Source organism: Streptomyces sp. NPDC048484 (genome assembly GCF_040651415.1).
GTDB lineage: Bacteria > Actinomycetota > Actinomycetes > Streptomycetales > Streptomycetaceae > Streptomyces.
Map to the genome: position 1 here is coordinate 1 of NZ_JBEZJY010000052.1, position 23,066 is coordinate 23,066.

The window sequence follows — 23,066 nt, forward strand, 5'->3', positions numbered from 1 at the left end:
AGGAACGGACGCTTCCTTTGTACTCACCCTCTCGGGCTTTCCTCCGGGCGCTTCCCTTCGGTCTTGCGTTTCCGACTCTACCAGACCGTTTCCGGTTCCGATTTCCTCGGCGCTTTCCAGTTTTCCGCTTTCGCGTTTCCCTTTCCGGCGATATTGACTCTAGCAGATCCTTTCGGGTCTGACTCCCTGTCAACCGGGTTTGCCGTTGCGGCTGTTGGGCCGTCCCGACGTCCAAAACTTTAGCGGATCCGCCCGGCAGTTCCTAATCGGAGCTGCTGGGCCCAAATCAAAAAGAATTCGGACACGCCGAATTCGATCCCGTTGGGAGATCGTGCTGGTGGTTTGGTGTGCCGCTTCTGCGGCAGAGATGTTGTCGCAGAACCGTTACGGCTCCGTGGCAACTCGATGAACCTTACGGATCTGCGAGGGGGGTGTCAAGTCTCCCCCTGGCGGCCACCCGTCAAACCCTTGAATCGCGCCTTGTCCCGGCCACTGCCGAGGCCCAACTCAGGCCTCAGTCAAGGTCGGTGAGCCGCCCGCCGGCGTCCGGCTGGGCATCTTCCACGCGGCGCAGCAGCCGGGTCAGCACCTCTCCCAGCGCACCGCGCTCCTTCTGCGAGAGGTCCTGGAGCAGGTCCTCCTCGAAGACGGTGGCAAGGCGCATGGCCTCCAGCCACTTGTCGCGTCCCTCGTTCGTGAGTTCCACGATCACCCGGACCCGGTTGGACTCGTCGCGTTCCCGGGTGACGAGGCCCTCCGCGACCATCCGGTCGATGCGGTGAGTCATGGCCGCCGGGGTGAGGCCGAGCCTCTTCGCCAGGTCGCTCGGACCCAGACAGTAGGGCGCTCCCGACAGGACGAGTGCCTTGAGGACCTCCCACTCGGCATTGCTGATGCCGAGGGCGGCGGTCTGACGTCCGTACGCGACGTTCATGCGGCGGTTGAGGCGGCCGAGCGCCGAGACGATCTGCTCGACCTGAGGGTCGAGGTCCTGGAACTCGCGCTGGTAGGCAGCGATCTGCTCGTCGAGCGTCGGCTCGTTCACGGGGGTGTCACCCATGTGCGCAGTATGACACGCGCTCGCTTGGCGTTGAAGTCCTTCGAGATGTACTGTTTAGCTTCTAACTTTAGCTTCGAAGTCTTCACGTCTAACTCCTGAGGCAGGCGTAAGACTTCCCTTTCAAGGCAGGTGAAAGTGACCAGGGCCATGGGCGCGGAGATGCGCCGGATCCATGTGGGCAACGCACTCAGCGCGTTCGGGCTCGGCTTTACCGTCCCCTATCTGTACGTCTACGTGGCGCAGGTTCGGGACCTCGGTGCCATGACGGCGGGCCTCGTGCTCGCCGTCTTCGCCGTGGCCGCGCTCGTCGTGCTGCCGTTCGCCGGGCGGGCCATCGTCCGGCGGGGCCCCCTGCCGGTGCTGCTCCTCGCCCTGTTCACCGCCGCCGTCGGATCGCTGAGCCTGGGGCTTGCGGGCAACTCGACGGCCGTCCTGATGTCCGCGGCCGCGCTCGGTGCCGGGCAGGCCGTGATGCAGCCCGCGCTGGCGACGATGATCGTCGACTGCTCGACCGCCGAGACCCGGTCGCGCGCCTTCGCCACACAGTTCTTCCTGCAGAACCTCGGGCTCGGTGTCGGCGGGCTCATCGGCGGTCACCTCGTCGATGCCTCGCGGGCGAGTTCGTTCACGCTGCTGTTCGCGATCGAGGCGGCGATGTTCCTGCTGCTCGTGGTGGTCATGGCGACCGTACGGATGCCGCGGGCGCCCGAGGTCGAGGGTGCGCCGGGACAGGCCAGGGGCAGCTGGAAGCAGTTGCTCGGCAACCGGGCCATGGTGCAGCTGTGTGTGGTGGGCTTCGTGCTGTTCTTCTCCTGCTACGGGCAGTTCGAGGCGGGACTGAGCGCGTACGGCGTCGAGGCGGCCGGCATCTCCACCTCCGCGCTCGGCACGGCTCTCGCCGCGAACACGGCGGTGATCGTCGTCGCCCAGTTCGCCGTGCTGAGGTTCGTCGAGCGGCGCAAGCGGTCCCGGGTGATCGCCGCGGTGGGACTGATCTGGGCCCTCGCCTGGGTCACCGCCGGGTACGCGGGGCTCGGGCACGGCAGCCAGACCATGGCGACGGCCGCGTTCGTGTCGACGTACGCGCTGTTCGGGCTCGGCGAGGCGATGCTGTCGCCGACCGTGGCTCCACTGGTCGCGGATCTGGCGCCGAGCGGCATGGCCGGGCAGTACAACTCTGCTTTCGCCCTGGTGAAGCAGCTCGCCCTCGCGGTCGGTCCGGCGGTGGGCGGGCCGATGGGTGCCTCGCTGCACGCTCCGTACATCGTGACGTTCCTGCTGTTCTCGCTGGGCATCACGTTCCTGGCGGTACGGCTTGGGCGGCAGCTCACTCCCGTGCAGAACCAGCCCTCGCTGGCGAAGAGCCGGGTCGTGGCGCGGGGCGGGGCTCCCGCCGATTCGGCCGATTCGGTCCAGGCGGCGGCCTGACGGGGATGCGCGCAGACACGTACGACGGCCGTCACCACTGATGTGGTGGCGGCCGTCTCGCTTCTGCCGCCGGTCAGGCGGGTCTGCCGCCGGTCACGCGGGCCCCTGGGTCAGGTGGTGCGCGGAAGTGCGAACTCGCACCACACCGCCTTGCCACCGCCCGGGGTGCGGCGGGAGCCCCAGTTCGAGGCGATGGTCGCGATCATCGCGATGCCGCGCCCGGATTCGTCGGCCGGTTCGGCGTGGCGGCGGCGCGGGAGGTGGTCGTCGCCGTCGGTGACCTCGACGATCAGGCGGCGGTCGGTGCGGCGCAGTCTGAGACGCATCGGCGGGGTGCCGTGCTGGAGGGAGTTGGCGACCAGTTCGCTGGCGGCGAGGACGCCGAGGTCGTGCAGATCGGGCGGGAAACGCCAGCTGGCGAGGACGCCGGAGGCGAAGGCACGCGCGCGTGGGGCCGCTTCCACGCCGCCGAGCAGCTCCAGGGCCGCGTTGCGGAAGAGGTCACCGTCCGGGCCCACACGCGCCGGGTGCTGGAGGACCAGGACGGCCACGTCGTCGTCGTGGTCGGCCTTCACGCCCGCCGAGCGGACCAGGCGGTCGCAGACCACCTGGGGTGTGCCCGTGGCGCCGGCGAGGGCGGCCGCCAGGGAGGCGATGCCTTCGTCGAGGTCGGCGTCCCGGCGTTCGACCAGGCCGTCGGTGTAGAGCACGGCGGTGGAACCGGGGCCGAGGGGCACCGAGCCGGAGGCGTGCATCCAGCCGCCCGTACCGAGCGGGGGTCCGGTGGGCTCGTCGGCGCGCAGCACGGTGCCGCGCTCGTCGCGTACGAGGATCGGGAGGTGGCCGGCGGAGGCGTACACCAGCCGGCCCTCGTTCGGGTCGTGGATCGCGTACACGCAGGTGGCGATCTGGTTGGGGTCGATCTCCATGGCGAGGCCGTCCAGGAGCTGGAGGACCTCGTGCGGGGGCAGGTCGAGGCGGGCGTACGCGCGGACGGCCGTGCGGAGCTGGCCCATGACGGCCGCCGCGCGGACTCCGCGGCCCATGACGTCGCCGATGACGAGGGCGGTGCGGCCACCGCCGAGGGTGATCACGTCGTACCAGTCGCCGCCGACCGCGGTCTCCGTGCCGCCGGGGTGGTAGGTCGCGGCGACGCGCAGGTCGTCCGGTTCTTCGAGCTCCTGGGGCAGCAGGGAGCGCTGGAGGGTGACCGCGGTCTCGCGCTGCCGACGCTCGCTGGCCCGCAGCCGCTCGGCGGCCTCGGCGTGGTCGGTGACGTCCGCGGCGAAGATCAGTACGCCACCGCCCTCCGGGGCGGCCGACGCCTCGACGGGGACGGGGGTGCACGTGAACGTGTACGAGCGGCCGCCGGGGACCTTGCGGGACTTGACCGTACGCGGCTTGGAACTGCGCAGGACCTGGTCGAGCAGCGGCAGCAGGCCGATCTCGGTCAGCTCCGGCAGCGCGTCGCGCGCGGGCTCGCCGACCGGGCGGACGCCGAAGGCGGCCACATAGGCGTCGTTCACGTAGGCGAGGCGGTGCTCCGGACCGTGGACGAGGGCGACGAGGGCCGGGATGCGGTCCAGGACCTCGCGGACCGGCAGCTCGTCCACCGCGGGGGCGAGCGCGACCGAGGAGCCCTCGGCGGTCGGCCGCTCGGCGCGGGCCGCGGGCACGGAGCCCTCCGAAGGGAGTGCCGTCGGCAGTCCGTCGGCCCGCGCTGCGGCGCGGCGCTGCGTTCCGGGGAGCCGAGCGTTCCAGCGCGTGAAGTTCACTGTGGGACAGGCCTCGTGGGATCGAAGGGCGAGCGGTCGGCCCGCCCATGGTCGTGGATCAGTGTGTCCGACCGGACCGACATCCGTTCAGACGCCGGTCCCGCGGGCGGAGTTCCTGGCTCCGGTCAGGACGACCCCTTCGGGTCCCGAGGGGGCTTTCCACCGGCCGCGAGTTCGAATTCCGCACGGGGATGTTCGAGCGAGCCGAGAGAGACGATCTCTCTCTTGAAGAGGCCTGACAGGGTCCATTCGGCGAGCACGCGGGCCTTGCGGTTGAAGGTGGGCACCCGGCTCAGGTGGTAGACGCGGTGCATGAACCAGGCAGGATATCCCTTCAGCTTGCGCCCGTAGACGTACGCGACGCCCTTGTGCAGCCCCAGGGAGGCGACCGAGCCCACGTACTTGTGGGAGTACGTCTCCAGGGACTCGCCGCGCAGGGAGTGGGCGATGTTGTCGCCGAGGACCTTGGCCTGACGTACGGCGTGCTGGGCGTTCGGGGCGGTCTCCCCGCCGGGCTCCGGCACGGTCACGTCGGGTACGGCGGCGGCGTCGCCCGCTGCCCACGCGTGCGTGGTGCCGTCCACGGTCAGCTGGGGGGTGCACTTCAGCCGGCCGCGTTCGTTCAGCGGCAGGTCGGTGGCCGCCAGGACGGGGTGGGGTTTCACGCCCGCGGTCCACACGACCGTACGGGTCGGGAAGCGCGCCCCGTCACTGAGGACGGCGACGCGGTCGGTGCACGAGTCGAGGCGGGTCTCCAGGCGTACGTCGATGTTGCGGCGGCGCAGCTGGGTGACGGTGTACTTGCCCATCTCCTCGCCGACCTCGGGGAGGATGCGGTTCGAGGCCTCGACGAGGATCCACTTCATGTCGTCGGCCTTGACGTTGTGGTAGTAGCGGGAGGCGTAGCGTGCCATGTCCTCCAGCTCGCCCAGCGCCTCCACTCCGGCGTAGCCGCCGCCGACGAAGACGAAGGTCAGGGCGGCGTCGCGGATCGCGGGGTCGCGGGTGGAGGAGGCGATGTCCATCTGCTCGATGACGTGGTTGCGCAGGCCGATGGCCTCCTCGACGGTCTTGAAACCGATGGCGAACTCGGCGAGACCGGGGATCGGAAGGGTGCGCGAGACGGAGCCGGGGGCCAGGACGAGTTCGTCGTACGCGATCTGGTCGGGCCCGGTGCCCTCCTCCTCGGTGGCGAGGGTGGCGACGGTCGCCGTCCGCTTCGCGTGGTCGATGGTTCTGGCCTCGCCGATGACGACGCGGCACCGGTCCAGGACGCGGCGCAGGGGCACGACGACATGGCGCGGCGAGATAGAGCCCGCGGCGGCCTCCGGCAGGAACGGTTGGTAGGTCATGTACGGGTCAGGCGTGACCACGACGATCTCCACATCGCCCCGCCCGAGCTCCGGTTTGAGCTTCTGCTGGAGACGCAGGGCGGTGTACATCCCGACGTAGCCGCCGCCGACAACGAGAATGCGCGTACGTTCCTTCACTCACCCATGACGCAACGGCTACCGGCGTTTGTCCACAGGCCCGTCAATTTGTGTGACCGGTCGCCCGATACGTCCGGGCTCGGCCAATTCGCCGGAGCGTGGCGAAGGTTCGCAGGTCAGCGGGTGTGAGCGGGGTGACATTAGGGGGTGCAACCGGGACGTAAGCGGCTCGTACTCCGATCGGGGGGCGCTCCGTGCGGAACCTCCCTCTTCTGAATTGACCCCCACTCAACTATGTTCGTGTGTCATCGGGGTGTAGGGGGATGCGCTCGACGGGTCCGTACGGCGGGGTCCTACGGCGAAGGCTGTTCCACTGACTCCGGCTGTCGATGGCGGGGAGTGTCTCCGGGGGGAGACGTCATTACCGGGGGAACACATATGCATATTCAGGACACTCAGTGGACATCTGCGTCTGCCCTCACAGGGGGCGGCGTGGTCGGTGCGGCGGCGGGGAACGGACGCGCGGGGGACATATCGCGCACCACGCCACTGCGGGTGGACGCACAGCGCAATCTGGAGCACGTACTGCGTGCGGCACGTGAGGTCTTCGGCGAGCTGGGGTACGGCGCTCCGATGGAGGACGTGGCCCGGCGCGCGCGGGTCGGCGTCGGCACGGTGTACCGGCGCTTCCCGAGCAAGGACGTCCTGGTCCGGCGCATAGCCGAGGAGGAGACCTCACGGCTGACCGACCAGGCGCGCTCCGCGCTCGGGCAGGAGGACGAGCCGTGGTCGGCGCTCTCGCGCTTCCTGCGGACGTCGGTGGCCTCGGGCGCCGGGCGGCTGCTGCCGCCGCAGGTGCTGCGGGTGGGCGTCGGTGACGAGGATTCGGAGAACGCGGTCCTCGACGAGGCGCGCGTGCCGCAGCAGCGGTCCCAGCCCGGCGGGCCCGAACTGCGGCTCGTGGAGCAGCGGTCGGCTTCCCTCGGGGAGGCGGACGAGGACGACGCCGGGGCGTCCCAGCTGCTGGAGGTCGTGGGCCGGCTCGTGGAGCGGGCGCGCGCGGCGGGCGAGCTGCGTACGGACGTGACGGTGTCGGACGTGCTGCTGGTGATCGCCACGGCGGCGCCCTCGCTGCCGGACGCGGCCCAGCAGGCGGCAGCCTCGGCGCGGTTACTGGACATCCTGCTGGAGGGACTGCGGTCCCGTCCCGCGTCGGACACCCGGGTGTGACACACCAGAGTGTGAGACACCCAGGTGCGAAACGGGTCCGAGCGTGAAACGTTCGTGCGCGGGGGGTTACGACCACCCGCGCACGGGTGCGGACGCGGATGTGGCGGATGTGAGTGCGGGTGTCTTCGCCGGGTGCGGGTGACGCCGTCCGCCGGGTGCGGGTGAGTGGGGGCGGGGCGGGCGCGTAGTTTCCCGCACCCTGACTCGTTCGGGTGAACGGTAGTGCTCTGGTTCGGCTGACGCCCTCGGACGAGTGGTTACGCCGTACCTCCGGGTAATGGCGAAGGGTCCGTGTGGCACTCTTCCGCGATGGGCGTTGACGGTCGGGACGAGTCACTCGGGAGCGCGGCAGCGGAAGCAGAATCGGAAGCCATTGTTCCGCCACAGCGCGAGCGGCATGAGTGGCATGACAGCGGAGTGCTGCCCCCGCCGATCGACCTGCCGCCCGCCGACGCCGAGTTGATCACGCACATGCGCTCGGGCGACGACACGGCCTACGAGGAGCTGTACCGGCGGCACGCGGACGCCGTCCGGCGGTACGCGCGCACCTGCTGCCGGGACGCGCACACGGCGGACGACCTCACCGCCGAGGTCTTCGCCCGCATGCTCCAGGCCGTCCGCGGCGGCAGCGGCCCCGAGCACTCCGTACGCGCCTATCTGCTGACGACCGTGCGACGCGTCGCGGCGAGCTGGACCAAGTCCGCGAGGCGGGAGCACCTGGTCGACGACTTCGCCGTGTTCGCGGCACAGGCCGCCCGCGGCTCCGAGATGTCGGACGACACCGTTCCCCCCGGCTCCTTCGCGGCGGGCCACGAACTGGGCGCGGACGTACGGGCCATGCACGAGGCCGAGCAGTCGATGGCCATGCAGGCGTTCCGGTCGCTGCCGGAGCGCTGGCAGGCCGTGCTGTGGCACACCGAGGTCGAGGACGAGTCGCCCAGCGCGGTCGCCATCCTTTTCGGGCTGGACGCCAACGGCACCCGCGTGCTGGCCAGCCGGGCCCGTGAAGGGCTCAAGCAGGCCTATCTGCAGGCCCACGTGAGCGCCACGCTCACCACGGACGAGGAGTGCGCGCGCTACGCCGACCGGCTCGGCGCGTACGCGCGTGGCGGGCTGCGCACGCGCGCCGAGCGCGGGCTGCGGGGGCACCTGGAGGAGTGCGCCAAGTGCCGGCTCGCCGCCGGTCAGATCAAGGAGGTCGCGAGCGGGATTCCGGCGGTCGTGCCGGTCGCCGTCATCGGATGGTTCGGCGCCGCCGGGTACGCGAAGGCGGCTGCCCTGATCGCCGGCGGGACCGGCGTGGGCGCGGCCGGGGCCGCGGGGGCCGCGTCCGCGGCGGGTGGCGGCTCAGGTGGCGCGGGGGCCGGCGGCGGGGCCGCGGCGGAGGGGCTCGGCGCGCCCGCGAAGGCCGGGATCGTGGCGGGTCTCGTCGTGGCGGCCGCCGCCGCGGTGGTGCTCGCGCTGGCCGGCGACGACACAGCGGCGAAGAAGCCCGAGGCCGGGCCGCGCCCGCCCGACCCGGTCGTCGAACCGAGCACGCCGTCGCCGTCCCCGAAGCCGCCCAAGCCGCCCAAGGTGCCGAAGGCGGAGCCCGAGCCGGTGGTCGCCGCGCCCGTGAAACCGACCCGCTCCCCCGAGCCCACCCCGAAGCCGACGCCGACGCCGACTGCGGCACCCACGCCCAAGCCCACGCCGACCTCTGCTCCTCCTGCTCCCCCCGCTTCCCCTGCCCCTCCGCCGCCACCGGCCCCGGCTCCGGCTGACTTCCAGTGGAACTCCCTGGAGTACGGCGTCACCGGGGACGGCACCGAGCCCGAGATGCGGCTCGGCGAGAGCAGCTGGGTCTGGCAGCGGTACGGCATGTCGATCTCCGACAAGCGGTACGCGAACGGCGTCACCGTGCACGGCGCGTCCTCGGTCACCATCGATCTCAACCGCACCTGTTCCTCGTACGAGGCGGTGGTCGGCGTCGACGACCTGACGATGGGACTCGGCCAGGTGCGGTTCTCCGTGTTCGCGGACGGGGTCCGGATGTGGCGGTCGGGGCTGGTCGGCGGAGGCCGGGACGCGGTGCCCGTGCGGGTGGATCTGACGGGCAGGAGGACGGTCCGCCTGGTCGTCGAACCGCACTCCCCCTTCGACACGGCGGCACTGGCGGACTGGGCCGACTCACGGTTCCGGTGTCAGTGACGGGTGACCCGCGGGGAGCTCGGCAGTGGGAGGCGCGGCGGCGGTGGACGCCTCGGTCAGTTCCTCCAGGACGTCGTCGACGGTGAGCGTGGCGCCGATGGCGCGCTCGGCGTCGTAGGCCCGGCGGCCGAGGCCGGCCAGAGCCGAGGCCTCGACGCGTTCGAGCTCCACGCGCTCGGGCATCGGGCGCGGGTGGCCTTCCCGCCACCGGGAGGCCACCGTGAGAACGCGGACCACGCGTGCGTGATCACCGATGCCGGACAGGACTCCCGCCGCCCGCTCGGCCAGGGTGGCGAGGACCACCTCCGCGCACCGCTCCGCCGCGGCCTCGCGCAGGGCGTCGGCCAGTCGGCGCAGCCCCGGCCCGGGTCCCGAATCGGCTGCGGTGACGAGCGCGGCGATGCCGTTCAGCGCGGCTCTGAACTGGGGCGGCGGGGTACCCCGGATCATCTCCACGCCGGTCGCCTCGCACAGCTCGCGCGCGCGGGTGAAGTCCCGGTCGTCGACAGCCATCTGGGCTCGTGTGATGAGGACGAAGGCGCGTGAGTCCGGCACCGCGTAGCGATCGGCCGCGGCCGTCGCCTCGTCCAGGGCGATGAGAGCCGCGGCCCGGTCGCCCTGGCGGTAGGCGATCTCCCCGAGGCGGGCGATGAGGAACGGTGTCTCCGCGTAGGCCCCCACCTCGTGGGCGAGCCGCAGCGCCTCCTCGTACTCCCCCTTCGCCTCCTCGTACCGGCTGCGGTTCAGGGCCGCCTCGCCGCCCGCGCCGCACACCTGGGCACGCATCCAGCGGTCGCCGACGCGCTGGGAGACGGTCCGCAGCTCCGCGATGTACTCGTCCACGCCCTCCATTCCGCCGGGCATGTCCACGGCCACGTGCCCACAGAACAACAGGGCGATGCCGACCTCCCAGTCGCCGCCGTACACACGGCAGTTGGCGAGCGAGGCCTCCATGGTGCCGCGCACGTCGCCGGTACTGCCGATCAGGAACGTGATCAGCGGCCAGAGGATGCCGGGGAAGGTCGCCGCGTCCGGGCCGCCGCGTGCGAGCGTGTCCCGCAGGCGTTCGACGTACTCCGTCGTCCGCTCGTCCCGCACCGGGGCCTGCCCGAGCTCCGCCGCCAGGAAGAGCTGCAGCACACGCAGCTTCACACGGAGTCTGTGCAGGGGGTGACCGTTCTCGCCGTCAGGGTCGGCGAGGAAGGCCCCGACGGGGTCGACGGAGTCGACGCTGTCGACGCTGTCGAGACGGTCCCAGAGCGAGTCGGCCGGATCGAGGCGGGCCTCACCGGCGGGGGCTCCGCCGAGGCCGACGTCGGAAGACGGCCTGTCTGCGGACCGTGCGTCGAGCGCCGCTCCCAGGCGCAGGACCCGGTCGGCCCAGGTCGCGCCCTCTCGGCGGAGGTTGCGCAGCCACCAGAACCAGCCCATGGCAAGGACCAGTGCGGCGGCCTCCGGCTCGTCGGCGGCGAGAACGCTGCGATGGAGGGCCGCACGGATGTTGTCCATGTCGGTCTCCAGGCACTGCATCCACCGGAGTTGGTCGGCGGTCCGCAGCAGCGGATCCGCCTTCTCGACCAGCGCGCGGGCCCATGCGCGGTGCCGGCGCTCAGCCGCGGCACGCAGTTCGAGGGTTTCCGCGGAGCGCTCCACGGCGTACTCGTGGATCGTCTCCAGCATGCGATAGCGCATACCGCTGATCCCTCGCGGGCCGGGCGTCGCGACGACCAGGGACTTGTCGACGAGCGCACCGACGATCCCGGCCACGGGCCCGGTGCACACGGCCTCCGCGGCCTCCAGGTCCCAGCCGCCCGCGAAGACGGAGGCCTCTCTGAGGACGGTGTGCTCGGACTCGTCCAGCAGGTCCCAGGACCAGTCGACGACCGCGCGCAGGGTCTGCTGGCGGGGCAGGGCCGTGCGGCTGCCGGAGGTGAGGAGACGAAAGCGGTCGTCGAGCCGGTCGGCTATCTGGCGCGGGGTGAGCATCCGCAGGCGCGCGGCGGCCAGCTCGATGGCCAGCGGCAGTCCGTCCAGACGGCGGCAGATCTCCTCGACGGCAGCGGGGTGGTCGCTGACGCCGCCTTCCGGGTCGGCCGCCGCCGCGCGCTCCCTGAAGAGCCGGTGGGCCTGGTCGGGGAGGAGGGGCTCGACCGGGCGCACGGACTCACCGGGGACTCCCAGGGGTTCACGGCTGGTGGCGAGGATCGTGAGTCCCGGGCAGCGGGTCAGCAGCGTCTCGGCGAGCTCGGCCGCCGCGCCGATCACATGTTCGCAGTTGTCAAGGATCAGGAGCTGGCTGCGCGGGGCGCAGTACTCGACGAGCAGGGCGACCGGATCGTCCTGCTGCACCGCCATCTCGTGGGTCATCAGCACGGTCTCCCGCAGACCGAGGGCGCTGACGACCGCGCCGGGCACCGCCTCCGGCCGGTCGAGCGGGGCGAGCTCGGCCAGCCACGCCTGCAGATGCCCGGAGGCGGCCTCCTCGGCGAGGCGGGTCTTTCCGGAGCCGCCCGGTCCGGTGAGGGTGACGAGGCGGGCCCTGTGCAATTCGGAACGGATCGCGTCGAGTTCGGGTTCCCGGCCCACGAATGAGTTCAGGCGGGGACGGATGTTGCCGGACGGTTCGGACCCGGCCGACCCGGCCGACCCGGCGAGCCCAGCCGGCCCGGCGGGAGCGGCAGGCGCGGCAGGCGCGGCGGCCGCGTAGCGGTTCGGGACCAGCGCGGGTGCAGGCGCGGGCGCGGGTGCGGGCTGTGGAGTCAGCAGTTCCTTGTGGAGGGTGCGCAGTTCGGGGCCCGGGTCCGTGCCCAGTCCGTCCGCCAGGGCTCGGCGGGCCGTCTCGTACGCCGTCAACGCGTCCGCCTGCCGGCCGGTGTCGCGCAGGGCCCCGATGAGGAGGGCGTGCAGGGACTCGTCGTACGGGTGGGTCCCGGTGAGCTCCCGCAGCTCCGGTACGGCCTCGTGGGCGTGGCCGCTGCGCAGATCGGCCTCCACGCGCGCGCGTGTCGCCTCCCGGCGGAGGGACTCCGGGCGGGTCGCCGCCGTGGCGCGGTCGGGGAGGTCGGCCAGGGCCGGGCCCCGCCACAGGGACAGCGCCTCGCGGAGGGTGCGGGCGGCAGTGGCCGGGTCCTCGTCCAGACATGCCCTGCCCTCTCGGACCAGGCGCTCGAAGACGAACAGGTCCACGTCCTCGGGGGTGGCGTCGAGGCGGTAGCCGCCCGGCTCCGAGGTGACGGCGTCCTTGCCGAGGGCTCGGCGCAGGCGGCCCACGAGGGCCTGCAGGGCGGCGGGGGCGTCGTTCGGGGGGTTGTCCGGCCAGACCTCGTCGATGAGGATCCCCGGGGCTGTGGGGCGGGGTGTCCTCAGGGCCAGGGCCAGGGCCGTGAGGAGGGCACGGAGGCGGGTGCCGCCCAGAGGCAGGTCGCTGCCGTGGTCGTCCGCCGCCTGGGTGACGCCCAGAATTCTGTACCGCACCGGGTCATTGTCACCGGTGCGCCGGGTCGGGGCCGGGCTTTTCCGCCCCCGCCGCCCTTGCCCTTCCCGATCCGTACCTGAAGGCTGCGCCCCCAGACCCCCCTGTCGGCCTGAACGGCCTCGCCCTCAAACGCCGGAGGGGCTGAAGGCTCCGGACCGGCTGAAGGCTCCGGACCGGGTGGAAGTGCCGGACCGGGTGGAAGTTCCGGCCTCGCCGCGAGGATTCAGCCCCTCCCCGCGCCCGCGCCCAGTGCCCCCCTCTGGGGCCTGATCCCCGCCGGAACGGCGCGTTGCCGGGCGGGAGTGCCTGTCCAGCATGTTCCTCGGCGGTCGAGGAGGCGGCGGAGCCACAGTTCCAGGGAGACCAGGTCCGCGAGGCCTTCCAGGGGGAGGGGCTCGCCGTCGGCCGCCTCCCGGAGGGCCTTGCGGACGACGCGGGCCTCGACCAGGCCCGCCTGGGCGAGGAGCGGCGTATCGAAGAGGGCCACCAGGTCGTCCACGGCGACCCGGATCCCGGTGCGCGCGGCAGCGGTCGAGGACGCGTGGGAGGGAGCACCCCAGCCGGGCGGGAGGTCGGCCACCCCGGCACCCTCCAGAACCGTACGGAGTATCGCGGCCCGTGCCCCGGGCCGGACGCGCAGCGCCTCGGGGAGGGCGCGGCAGGCTCGCACGACCTGGTTGTCGAGGAAGGGGGCGTGCAGACGCTGGAAACGGACCTCGGCGGCCTGCTCCAGGATGCGGAGGTCCGCGGCATGCCGGGTCAGCGCGGAGCGTGCTCGGAAGTCGCCGGGCCGCTGACCGGGACCGACGCTCGCGCGGGTGGTCGCACCTGTCAGGCGAACCGATACTTCAGCGAGGGCCTCGCCGGTCAGCCAGCGCGCGGCGGGTCCCGGTCTGGCCCAGGTGAGCGCGGCGAGGGACGCCCCCACGGCACCTCCCGGCTCCTCGAACCGCTTGCGCAGCAGCCGGTCGGCCAGTCCCTCGATGCCGACCAGATACGGCGTACGGGACAGCTTGCGCGCCGCGCCGTACACGCGCGCGGGGACCATGACGGAGCCGTCGGCCTTCGTCAGCGCCACGACCGGGCGCACCAGATGGCGTCGTTTGCGGTCCATGAGCAGGTCCGCGAGGCGGGCCGGGTGCGCGTCCAGGACCTGTCGGGCGCCGTACCCCGTGAAGTGGTCGGCGCTGCCCGAGGCCAGGCGGGCTCGATGGCGGGCGGCCGTCACCAGGGACGGGCCCGGCTCGTCGGTCAGCGGGCCGTCCAACTCGGCGTAGGGGAGGACTTCTTCGCCTCCGGCCACCACCACGTGGTGCAGCCGGGGGTTGGCGGCGAGGGTCCCGGCCCGTTCCAGTTCGGCCTCCCGTCCCTTCACCGCCAGGTCGTTGAAGGTGACCGCGAGGAGACGTTCGCCGGCGCCCGTGCCGTGCCCGAGGACGGTGCCGGGGGCGCCGGGCAGACCGGCGGCGAGAAGGGCGAGCGTGCCCGAAGCGGGTCCTCCGGAGAGGTCGGCTCCTATGCCCGGCACGGGCATGCCGCGCGCGGCGCGCCGCTCGGCCGGCCCCATTCCGGGGACGGGTCCGGGGTCTATGTCCGCTCCCGGTACGTGTCTGGGGGCGGCGAGGCGCGCGCGTACGGCCTCCACCAGGGCGTCCCGGACGCCGTCCACCGCGCTGTCGGCGTCGGCGGTGGGAGCCGCGACGGCGAGCGAGGCCACCGGCTCGTACCCGGCGATCTCCCGGGCGCCGGCGCGCAGGATCAGCGCGTGCCCCGGCGGAATGCGCCGCACTCCCTCGTACGGGGTGGAGTCCTGCAGAGCGGCCGGTACGTCGGGAGCCGCGAGCAGGGCCGCCAGGTGCCCGAAGTCGAGGTTGGCCTCGATGAGGTCGGCGAGGGGCAGGGCCGCGGTCGCGTAGGCCGTGCCGCTCGACCACGGGGTGTAGAACACGGGCCTGACGCCCGCCAGATCGCCGCAGACCATCACACGGCGGCCCACCTGGACGACGGCCGTGTAACTGCCGGACCAGGCCGTCAGATGCCGAAGTGCCCCGCCGCGCGCGGCGACCAGGCCCAGGCGCAGTTGCTCGTCGGAGGCACCGCAGGTACCGAGCACCGCTATGCGGTTCTGCTCGTCGGCCCTGACGACGCGCACCTCGTCGGGGCGCCAGTCGCCGACCGCCCAGAGCGGATCGGGATCGCCCCACAGGAGCTGGGACCCGACCGGGTGCACCGTCTCCCCGTCGCTGCCGGTCGCGCCCGCCGAACCGATCTCGCGCGCGCGAGCGGCGGTACTGCTCCATCCCACCAACCACCGCATCGCCGCCTCCACAGGCTGTGGACAACCAGTGCACCGTACGAACCGGTCACCATGCTGCCACGAAGCAAGCGCGCCGGAGGGCCGGTGGGGCCGCTTGCGCTCCCCGGAGTGCGCCCCTGGGGAGATGCCCCCTCGGCGGTGAACTCACGCGCGCCGAAAGGCGGTCGCGGAGAATTGACTCAAGGACTACGACGTGAATGCGCCCCCGATACGCTCCCCAAAAACGCCCAACGCGCCCTTAACTACCATGGTAGAGACGGTATTTGGCTCCAGAGGACGGGGGCTATATCAAGCCAAATCGGGGATGGACAGACAGCCTCGCACACTCTCCGTACAGGCTGTGCGCAACGCACAGTCCGGGAGGCGGACTCCGCCTCCCGGACCGATCCGCCGCCCGCGGGGATGTAGGCGGCGGTGTCCCCCAGCCCACTGGATCCAGTACAGCGGGCCGACCCACGCACCCTCCATCGAAGCGCTCCACCGGTGGCCGGAGAAGAGCGCACGGACGGGCGCACTGCCACACAGCGGGAGCACACCACGACGCTCCGTGCTTACCGGCGGACCACAATCCCGCCATCCGGAACAATGCCCCTTAACGCTTGGGATGCGGCGAACTACCCTGTGTTTGCCTGTGTTTTCGCGGGAGGCATATTCCTGAGGGCTCAGCCACGTGCTTTTGCTGGTGGGGTTCCAGGGGTTGACGGCCCGGGAAGACACAGCACGAATGCCGCGTGGCTGAACCCGCGCGGCAGCCGTCTGTGTCGAGGGGTGGCGCAATGTCCAGGGAGCAACGCGGGCCGAACGAAAAACTCGGCGCCGTTCTCGCCCTCGCGGGAATCAGCAACGCAGGACTCGCGCGTCGCGTCAACGATCTTGGCGCTCAACGCGGGTTGACTCTTCGCTACGACAAGACGTCGGTGGCGCGCTGGGTGTCGAAAGGCATGGTGCCGCAAGGTGCCGCGCCGCACCTCATCGCCGCTGCCATCGGCCAGAAACTCGGCCGCCCGGTGCCGCTCCACGAGATCGGCCTGGCGGACGCGGATCCCGCACCGGAGGTGGGCCTCGCCTTCCCCCGCGACGTGGGACAGGCCGTGCGGTCGGCGACGGATCTGTACCGCCTCGACCTCGCCGGGCGCCGGGCAGGCTCCGGCGGCATCTGGCAGTCGCTCGCCGGATCCTTCGCGGTGAGCGCATACGCGACTCCCGCCTCCCGGTGGCTGATAACCCCGGCCGACAACTCGGTGGCACGGGACGCCGGCCCGCTGGAGGGTTCCGCGGCACCGCTGAAAGTCGGCCACAGCGACGTACTGAAGCTGCGGGAGGCCGCCGAGGACGCCAGGCGCTGGGACTCCAAGTACGGAGGCGGCGACTGGCGTTCGTCCATGGTGCCGGAGTGCTTACGGGTCGAGGCGGCGCCGCTGCTCCTGGGCTCGTACTCGGACGAGGTCGGCCGGTCCCTCTTCGGAGCGAGCGCCGAACTCACCCGCCTCGCGGGCTGGATGGCCTTCGACACGGGCCAGCAGGAGGCCGCACAGCGCTACTACATCCAGGCACTGCGCCTGGCCCGCGCGGCCGCGGACGTGCCCTTGGGAGGCTACGTACTGGCCTCCATGTCCCTCCAGGCGACCTACCGCGGCTTCGGCGACGAGGGCGTGGACCTCGCGCAGGCCGCCTGCGAGCGCAACCGCGGCCTGGCCACCGCCCGCACGATGAGTTTCTTCCGCCTGGTCGAGGCCCGGGCCCAGGCGCGCACGGGTGACGCCCACGCGGCCGCCGGCGCCCTGAAGGCGGCCGAGGGCTGGCTGGAGCGGGCCCGCGAGGGCGACCAGGACCCGTCCTGGCTCGGCTTCTACTCGTACGACCGTTTCGCGGCCGACGCGGCGGAGTGCTACCGCGATCTGAAGGCTCCGCGCCAGGTCCGCCGTTTCACGGAGCAGGCCCTGTCGAAGCCGACGGAGGAGTTCGTACGCTCCCACGGGCTGCGCCTGGTGGTGTCCGCGGTCGCGGAACTCGAGTCGGGCAACCTGGACGCGGCGTGCGAGCAGGGAGTACGGGCGGTGGAGGTCGCCGGGCGCATCTCCTCGGTCCGCACCACCGAGTACGTGAAGGATCTCCTCCACCGGCTGGAGCCGTACGGGGACGAGCCGCGGGTCGTCGAGCTGAGGGAACGGGCCAGGCCGTTGCTCATGGCACCGGCCTAGCACCGGCCTAGGGGGCGCCCGCGCCCTTCAGGCAGTGGGGGAGTCCGGGCGTCGCGACGCCGCGGAGATCCGTCAGAAGCCCCCTGGCAGTGGTCGCGCGGTTCCCGCGCCCCTGAGGGTCCGGGGGCCGGGCCCGCCCGCCGGCACCCTTGAATGCGCCCCGCACCATCGCCAACCGACGAGCGCGGCGCCGTCACCATCGGCGAATATGGCGAATATGACGGGAACCCATGCCTCTCCGCTGTCTTTGTGGGTTTGAGGGCGTTGTCAGTGGCGCAGTGCACTATCGGGGGTGGGAGTCGGATGGGTGAGTCGGTGACGGGGTCGGTGACGGGGGGTGGACGGACGGATGGTGCGGGAGATCGCTTACGACTGTGACGTGCTGGTGATCGGCGGCGGAATCGTCGGTCTGTCGACTGCGTACGCGATCACGCGTGCCGCGCCGGGCACGCGCGTGACGGTGCTGGAGAAGGAGCCCGGCCCGGCCCGGCACCAGACGGGCCGCAACAGCGGGGTCATCCACAGCGGGATCTACTACCGTCCGGGCTCCCTGAAGGCACGGTTCGCGGCGCGGGGCGCCGCCGAGCTGATCAAGTTCTGCACGGAGCACGACATCGCGCACGCGGTGACCGGCAAGCTGATCGTCGCCACGGAGCGGGACGAGCTCCCGCGGCTGCACGCACTCGTACAGCGGGGCCGGGAGAACGGCATTCCGGTACGGGAGCTGGGCGGCGCCCAGATCGGCGAGTACGAGCCCGAGGTACAGGGCCTCGCCGCGATCCACGTCGCCACGACCGGCGTGTGCGACTTCGTGGGGGTGGCCCGGCAGCTCGCGGACGCCTCAGGGGCCCACATCCGGTACAGCACGAAGGTGGCGCACATCGACCGCCGCCCCCACCTCGGGGTGGCCGTCCGCACGGACGACGGCACGGTCGTCCGCGGCCGTGTGCTGGTCAACTGCGCCGGTCTCCACTGCGACGAGATCGCCCGCCTCACAGGCGACGACCCCCACATGCGGATCGTCCCCTTCCGCGGCGAGTACTACACACTCGCCCGCCCCGACCTGGCCCGCGGCCTCGTCTACCCCGTCCCGGACCCCGCCTTTCCCTTCCTCGGAGTCCACCTCACCCGTGGAATCGACGGCAGCGTCCACGTCGGCCCGAACGCAGTCCCGGCCCTGGCCCGCGAGGGCTACGACTGGCGAACGGTCCGCCCCCGCGACCTGTACTCGACCCTCACCTGGCCCGGCTCCTGGCACATAGCCCGACGCCACTGGCGCTACGGCACCGGAGAACTGCACCGCTCACTCTCCAAGACCGCCTTCACCCACGCGGTCCGACGCCTGCTCCCCGCAGTGACCCCGGACGACCTGATTCCCACCCTCGCGGGCGTCCGCGCTCAGGCAGTCCTGCGCGACGGCACCCTGGTGGACGACTTCCTGATCAAGGAGGGCCCCCGCACGGTCCACGTACTGAACGCCCCCTCCCCCGCGGCCACGGCCTCCCTCCCCATCGGCCGAGAGGTGGCCCAGAGAGCCCTGAAGGCCCTCAAGGGCACTTGACGCTGAAGGCACCCGAGCGCACCCGCGCGTGCCAACGCACGGAAGGGGCCGTGCCGGTACGTCGCAGTCCGCCGCGTAGCTTTTCCGAACCAGGTTCGCCATGGCAGCAGAGTTCCGTATGCCCGGCTGCGGCGGACTCGACGTACCGGCACGGCCCCGACCCGCAACGGACGTAAAATCGACCCACTGTGTCTGACTCACCCCGCACCCCCGAACCCAGAACCCCCCGCCCCAAGAGCGAACCTCGCTTCCCCGACGGCCCCCAGCCCGATCCGGCAGGCTCGCACTTCGAGCGGCGGATCCGCAGCTTCCAGCCCCGCCGCAGCCGCGTCACCCAAGGCCAGGCGGACGCGCTGGGGCGGCTGTGGCCCAAGTGGGGCCTGGACATCGACGGACAGCGGACCCTCGACCTCACCGAACTGTTCGAGACCGACATCCCGGTCGTCCTGGAGATCGGCTTCGGCATGGGCGAGGCGACCGCCCTGATGGCCGCCGAGGACCCGGACACCGGAATCCTCGCCGTGGACGTCCACACGCCCGGCCAGGGCAACCTGCTCAACCTCGCGGACCGGGCCGGCCTGTCCAACATCCGCGTCGGCAACGGCGACGCGATCATCCTGCTCCGCGAGATGCTGACGCCGGGCTCCCTCGCCGGCCTGCGGGTCTACTTCCCGGACCCCTGGCCCAAGAAGCGCCACCACAAGCGGCGCCTGATCCAGCCGGAGTTCCTCACGCTCGCCGCGTCCCGCCTCGCCCCCGGCGCGCTGCTGCACTGCGCGACGGACTGGGAGCCGTACGCCGAGGTCATGCTGGAAGTCCTCACCGCGCACCCGGCTTTCGAGAACACCCAGCCCCAGAGCACCGACGGACCCGACAGCCCCACCGGCTACGCGCCCCGCCCCGACTTCCGCCCCCTGACCCGTTTCGAGGGCCAGGGCCTGGACAAGGGCCACGTGGTGAACGATCTCCTGTTCCGCCGCGTACCGCTTGATGCGGACAGCACGGGCAGCTGAGCCCCCTGACAGGGCGCTCTCGCGGGCCACGCCCCTCCCTCGTTAGGGTTTTTGTCATGGCCACCAGCCCCCCACCCCCGACACCCCCCGGCATTCCCGCCGGAGGCCCCCGTCGGCACGCTCACTGGTGGCAGCGCACATGGGTGCGCTACGCGGCGCTGACCACCCTGCTCACCCTGTCGGGCCTGGTCATCCTGGCCCTCGTCCGCAAACAGACCGGCACGGAGGGCTTCCTGGTCGGCCTCGGCCTCGCCGTGCTGCCCGTCCCGCTGCTCGTCGCCGCGTTCCGCTGGCTGGACCGGGTCGACCCGGGTCCCTGGAGAAACCTGCTCTTCTCCTTCGCCTGGGGCGCCTGCGCGGCCGCGCTGATAGCCATCGTCGCGAACAGCTTCGCGACGCAGTGGATAGCGACGGCCACCGCGGACCCCTCCCACGCGGACACCCTCGGCGCGACGGTGATAGCGCCGGTCGTCGAGGAGGCGGCGAAGGCCGCGGCGGTCCTGCTCGTCTTCCTGTTCCGCAGACGGGACTTCACCGGCATCGTCGACGGCGTGGTCATAGCCGGCGTCACGGCGACCGGCTTCGCGTTCACCGAGAACATTCTCTACCTGGGTACGGCGTTCGGCACGGACCAGCTGTCCGGCGACACCGGCGTCTTCTCCGTCACGGCCGCCACCTTCTTCGTACGCGTGATCATGTCGCCCTTCGCGCATCCGCTGTTCACCGTGCTGGCGGGTATCGGCTTCGGCATCGCCGCACGCTCCGCGGACCGCCAGCACGTGCGCCGCGTGCTCCTGCCGATCACCGGGCTGCTGCTCGCGATGGGGATGCACGCGATGTGGAACGGGTCGTCGACCTTCGGCGAGTACGGCTTCTACGCGGTCTACGCGGCCTTCATGGTCCCGTCCTTCGGACTGCTGACCTGGCTGGCGGTCTGGACCCGCCAGCGCGAACTGGGCACGGTCCGCACCGAACTGCCGTCGTACGCCATGGCCGGCTGGCTCGCCCCGCCCGAACCGTTCGTCCTCGGCTCGATGAAGGCACGGCGGCTGGCCCGGGAGTACGCCACCCACCACGGCGGGCGGGACGCGGGCCGGGCGGTGGCGGAGTACGAGGCGTACGCGACGTCGCTGGCGTTCCTGCGCCACCGGGGCCGCCGGGGCCGCGCGGGCGCCGACTTCGCCGTACGCGAGCGGGAGCTGCTCCACGAGCTGTGGGCCCGCCGGGAACCGGCCCGCCCGGCCCTGGAGTACGCGGCCAGGGCAACCGCCCCGGCACCGTCACCCTGGCCGACGTACGGCTACCCGCACGCCCACCCGGCAGCCCAATCCCCGGCACCCCAGTACCCGGCAGCCCAATCCCCCGCACCCCAACCCCAGTACCCGGCATACAACCCGTACCGCTCCTGAGAAGCCGTGCGGCTGAGGGCGCCGGGCGGTCGGATGCCGAAAAGGGGCACCCCCCGGTTCGGTGAGCGCCGCGTGTACGGGAACGGGCCGTCCGCAATACGCCTCCCGCGCTACCGCCAAGGGCGGGCGGGAGAGGCGGGGGGCCTACGGGTTGCGGGGGTCTGCGAGTTGCGGGGGCCTACGGGTTGAGGCCGTTGCCCCGCAGCCAGGTCATCGGGTCGATCCCGCTGCCGCCGCTGGTGTGGACCTCAAGGTGGAGGTGCGCCCCGGTGACGTTGCCGGTCGCGCCCACGCGGCCGATGACCTCGCCCGTGCTGACCTTCTGCCCGACGCTGACACCGATCGACGACTGGTGGGCGTACCAGAGCTCCGTACCGTCGTCGAGCGTGAGGACCGTGCGGTAGCCGTACGAGCCGTTCCAGCCCGCCTCTGTGATCGTGCCGCTGTGAATGGCCTTGATCGGGGTACCCGTGGGAGCGGCGAAGTCCAGGCCGGTGTGCTGACCCGAGGACCAGAGCGAGCCGGACTGCCCGAAGGTCGAAGTGATCGTGTACGAGGAGGTGGGCAGCGTGTACTGCTTGGCGAGTTCGGCGAAGCGCGCGGCCTCGGCCTTCGCCTTGGCCGCGTCCTTCTTCTTCTGCTCGGCGGCGGCGGCCTTGGCCTTCGCCGCGTCCTGTTCCTTGGCCGCGAGCGTGGATGCCTTCTTCGCGGCGGCGGTCTCGGCGGCCTGCTGGGCCTCGCGGTCCACCTGGTCCTGCTGGAACTCGGCCTGGAGCATGATGCGGGCGCGCAGGGCCTCACCGGCGTCCGCGTTGCCCTGCTCGGCTTCGACGGTGGTGAGGCCGGCAGCGGTGAGCGGAGTGCTGGAGCCCTCGGGAGCCTCGTCCTCCGAGATCAGCGAGCCCACGTTCGGCAGGTCGGGGACCGAGATCGACACCGGCGGCTTGCCGGTCTGCGCGGAGGCCATGCCACCCGCGCCGACGGCGGCTATGACACCGACGCCCAGAACGGTCGAGCTACGGGCGAGCCCTCCGCCGCGCTGCTTGGAGACGCGGTGCCGGCCGCGGATGGGAACGACGGTGTCCGCGGTGGGATTCCAGGCCTCCCAGGTCTCCTCGTCCTTACGGGCACCGTACGCGAAGGTGTCTGGCTTCTTCTCACCCGAGGACTCACCCATCAACTCATTCGGCGTGAACGAGGGTGTGGGGGCAGACCGGTTGGACGCCACGTGGGCGCGCTCCTTTCCTTCCTTCTCGCCTACCGGGTTAGCTGACGGGTTCGGAGCAGGAAGGTCTCCTACGCGTGTCAACCGCGGTGTACTCCACCGCGAAAGACGCGCGATTCACCCCATGTAGGTGGTTCCCCGGTTCCCTTGCGGGATTCGGCGCGTGCGCACGGAGCCGTCTCTTGTGACGGCTGGGACAACCGCGCTGCGTTATCGAACGTTAATAGACCCGGGCACCTGATTCCAAGCTGTTCTGGATGATCGTTAAGGCCCCCGGCCTGGACTTACAGGTGATGAGCGGGGTAAATCGGGCGAGTTGATCGACATTCACAGGCGCCGGATTTTTGACGGTGCGTCAGTCCTTATGCGCAGCGGCGTCGTCCGACTACTGCCGGTAACACGGGCCCGGGAAGGTCACGCCGAGCGGCCTCGGGGAGCCACCAGAGATCGGCTGAGCCCTCCGGTCCGCACGGGTGGACAAGCATGCGAAGTTTCTGGTGCGTCGGATTCCCCTTGGTCGAAAACCCGCCCGCAGGGGCTTCATCCAGCCGCCCGCCTGAACCGCGTGGTCCGTGTGGTCCGCGCGAACCCAGAAAAACACCTGAGGCCGGAATCCATTGGATTCCGGCCTCAGGCCTTCAGTAGCGGGGACAGGATTTGAACCTGCGACCTCTGGGTTATGAGCCCAGCGAGCTACCGAGCTGCTCCACCCCGCGCCGTTAAAGACCACTGTACTCCATTCGCGGGACCCG

The 23,066-nt window shown here is 71.6% G+C and carries 13 protein-coding genes, 1 tRNA gene and 1 riboswitch; of the genes, 7 read left to right on the forward strand and 7 right to left on the reverse strand.

Going from position 1 to position 23,066, the window contains the following annotated elements:
- Positions 1–514: 514 nt before the first annotated feature.
- Positions 515–1,060, reverse strand: coding sequence for a MarR family transcriptional regulator (locus tag AB0D14_RS37135; RefSeq protein WP_362787533.1), 546 nt, complete (start codon positions 1,058–1,060; stop codon positions 515–517).
- Positions 1,061–1,207: 147 nt separating this feature from the next.
- Here AB0D14_RS37135 and AB0D14_RS37140 point away from each other — a divergent pair, with 147 nt between their 5' ends.
- On the forward strand, positions 1,208–2,488 hold the full coding sequence (locus AB0D14_RS37140) for an MFS transporter (protein WP_362787602.1): 1,281 nt from the start codon (positions 1,208–1,210) through the stop codon (positions 2,486–2,488).
- A 110-nt stretch (positions 2,489–2,598) separates the two neighbouring features.
- Here the strand turns inward: AB0D14_RS37140 and AB0D14_RS37145 are convergent, their stop codons facing one another.
- On the reverse strand, positions 2,599–4,263 hold the full coding sequence (locus AB0D14_RS37145; protein WP_362787534.1) for a SpoIIE family protein phosphatase: 1,665 nt from the start codon (positions 4,261–4,263) through the stop codon (positions 2,599–2,601).
- Positions 4,264–4,388: 125 nt separating this feature from the next.
- Entirely contained in the window at positions 4,389–5,753 is a 1,365-nt protein-coding gene (locus AB0D14_RS37150) for an NAD(P)/FAD-dependent oxidoreductase (RefSeq protein ID WP_362787535.1), read from the reverse strand.
- A 378-nt stretch (positions 5,754–6,131) separates the two neighbouring features.
- Here AB0D14_RS37150 and AB0D14_RS37155 point away from each other — a divergent pair, with 378 nt between their 5' ends.
- Both AB0D14_RS37155 and AB0D14_RS37160 read left to right on the forward strand, forming a co-directional pair.
- The gene (locus AB0D14_RS37155; RefSeq protein WP_362787536.1) at positions 6,132–6,923 is read left to right on the forward strand and encodes a helix-turn-helix domain-containing protein; all 792 of its coding nucleotides are present in this window, start codon (positions 6,132–6,134) and stop codon (positions 6,921–6,923) included.
- 309 nt (positions 6,924–7,232) lie between these two features.
- Complete coding sequence (locus AB0D14_RS37160; RefSeq protein ID WP_362787537.1) at positions 7,233–9,113, forward strand: sigma-70 family RNA polymerase sigma factor; 1,881 nt, start codon at positions 7,233–7,235, stop codon at positions 9,111–9,113.
- Here the strand turns inward: AB0D14_RS37160 and AB0D14_RS37165 are convergent.
- Positions 9,093–12,587, reverse strand: coding sequence for a BTAD domain-containing putative transcriptional regulator (locus AB0D14_RS37165; protein ID WP_362787538.1), 3,495 nt, complete (start codon positions 12,585–12,587; stop codon positions 9,093–9,095). The genes AB0D14_RS37160 and AB0D14_RS37165 overlap by 21 nt on opposite strands.
- A gap of 224 nt (positions 12,588–12,811) precedes the next feature.
- Positions 12,812–14,905, reverse strand: coding sequence for an asparagine synthase-related protein (locus tag AB0D14_RS37170; RefSeq protein WP_362787539.1), 2,094 nt, complete (start codon positions 14,903–14,905; stop codon positions 12,812–12,814).
- A gap of 776 nt (positions 14,906–15,681) precedes the next feature.
- Here AB0D14_RS37170 and AB0D14_RS37175 point away from each other — a divergent pair.
- From AB0D14_RS37175 to AB0D14_RS37190, 4 genes are all read left to right on the forward strand, one after another.
- Positions 15,682–17,106, forward strand: a complete 1,425-nt coding sequence (locus tag AB0D14_RS37175; protein WP_362787540.1) for an MFS transporter — start codon at positions 15,682–15,684, stop codon at positions 17,104–17,106.
- A 349-nt stretch (positions 17,107–17,455) separates the two neighbouring features.
- Positions 17,456–18,667, forward strand: coding sequence for an L-2-hydroxyglutarate oxidase (gene lhgO / locus AB0D14_RS37180; RefSeq protein ID WP_362787541.1), 1,212 nt, complete (start codon positions 17,456–17,458; stop codon positions 18,665–18,667).
- A gap of 188 nt (positions 18,668–18,855) precedes the next feature.
- Positions 18,856–19,680, forward strand: a complete 825-nt coding sequence (gene trmB / locus AB0D14_RS37185; protein WP_362787542.1) for a tRNA (guanosine(46)-N7)-methyltransferase TrmB — start codon at positions 18,856–18,858, stop codon at positions 19,678–19,680.
- A 56-nt stretch (positions 19,681–19,736) separates the two neighbouring features.
- Complete coding sequence (locus tag AB0D14_RS37190; protein ID WP_362787543.1) at positions 19,737–21,089, forward strand: PrsW family glutamic-type intramembrane protease; 1,353 nt, start codon at positions 19,737–19,739, stop codon at positions 21,087–21,089.
- 178 nt (positions 21,090–21,267) lie between these two features.
- Here AB0D14_RS37190 and AB0D14_RS37195 read toward each other — a convergent pair whose 3' ends face one another.
- Positions 21,268–22,266, reverse strand: a complete 999-nt coding sequence (locus AB0D14_RS37195; protein WP_362787544.1) for a M23 family metallopeptidase — start codon at positions 22,264–22,266, stop codon at positions 21,268–21,270.
- A 62-nt stretch (positions 22,267–22,328) separates the two neighbouring features.
- Positions 22,329–22,486, reverse strand: a riboswitch (cyclic di-AMP (ydaO/yuaA leader).
- 470 nt (positions 22,487–22,956) lie between these two features.
- Positions 22,957–23,030, reverse strand: a tRNA-Met gene (locus tag AB0D14_RS37200).
- Positions 23,031–23,066 lie beyond the last annotated feature (36 nt).

What these genes read in the sequence shown, in the direction of transcription:
- AB0D14_RS37190 (WP_362787543.1), top strand. Translation starts at nt 19,737, where the DNA reads ATGGCCACCAGCCCCCCACCCCCGACACCCCCCGGCATTCCCGCCGGA.
- AB0D14_RS37160 (WP_362787537.1), top strand. Translation starts at nt 7,233, where the DNA reads ATGGGCGTTGACGGTCGGGACGAGTCACTCGGGAGCGCGGCAGCGGAA.
- AB0D14_RS37195 (WP_362787544.1), bottom strand. Translation starts at nt 22,266, where the DNA reads ATGGGTGAGTCCTCGGGTGAGAAGAAGCCAGACACCTTCGCGTACGGT.
- AB0D14_RS37170 (WP_362787539.1), bottom strand. Translation starts at nt 14,905, where the DNA reads ATGCGGTGGTTGGTGGGATGGAGCAGTACCGCCGCTCGCGCGCGCGAG.
- AB0D14_RS37155 (WP_362787536.1), top strand. Translation starts at nt 6,132, where the DNA reads ATGCATATTCAGGACACTCAGTGGACATCTGCGTCTGCCCTCACAGGG.
- AB0D14_RS37135 (WP_362787533.1), bottom strand. Translation starts at nt 1,060, where the DNA reads ATGGGTGACACCCCCGTGAACGAGCCGACGCTCGACGAGCAGATCGCT.
- AB0D14_RS37140 (WP_362787602.1), top strand. Translation starts at nt 1,208, where the DNA reads ATGGGCGCGGAGATGCGCCGGATCCATGTGGGCAACGCACTCAGCGCG.
- AB0D14_RS37175 (WP_362787540.1), top strand. Translation starts at nt 15,682, where the DNA reads ATGTCCAGGGAGCAACGCGGGCCGAACGAAAAACTCGGCGCCGTTCTC.
- lhgO (WP_362787541.1), top strand. Translation starts at nt 17,456, where the DNA reads ATGGTGCGGGAGATCGCTTACGACTGTGACGTGCTGGTGATCGGCGGC.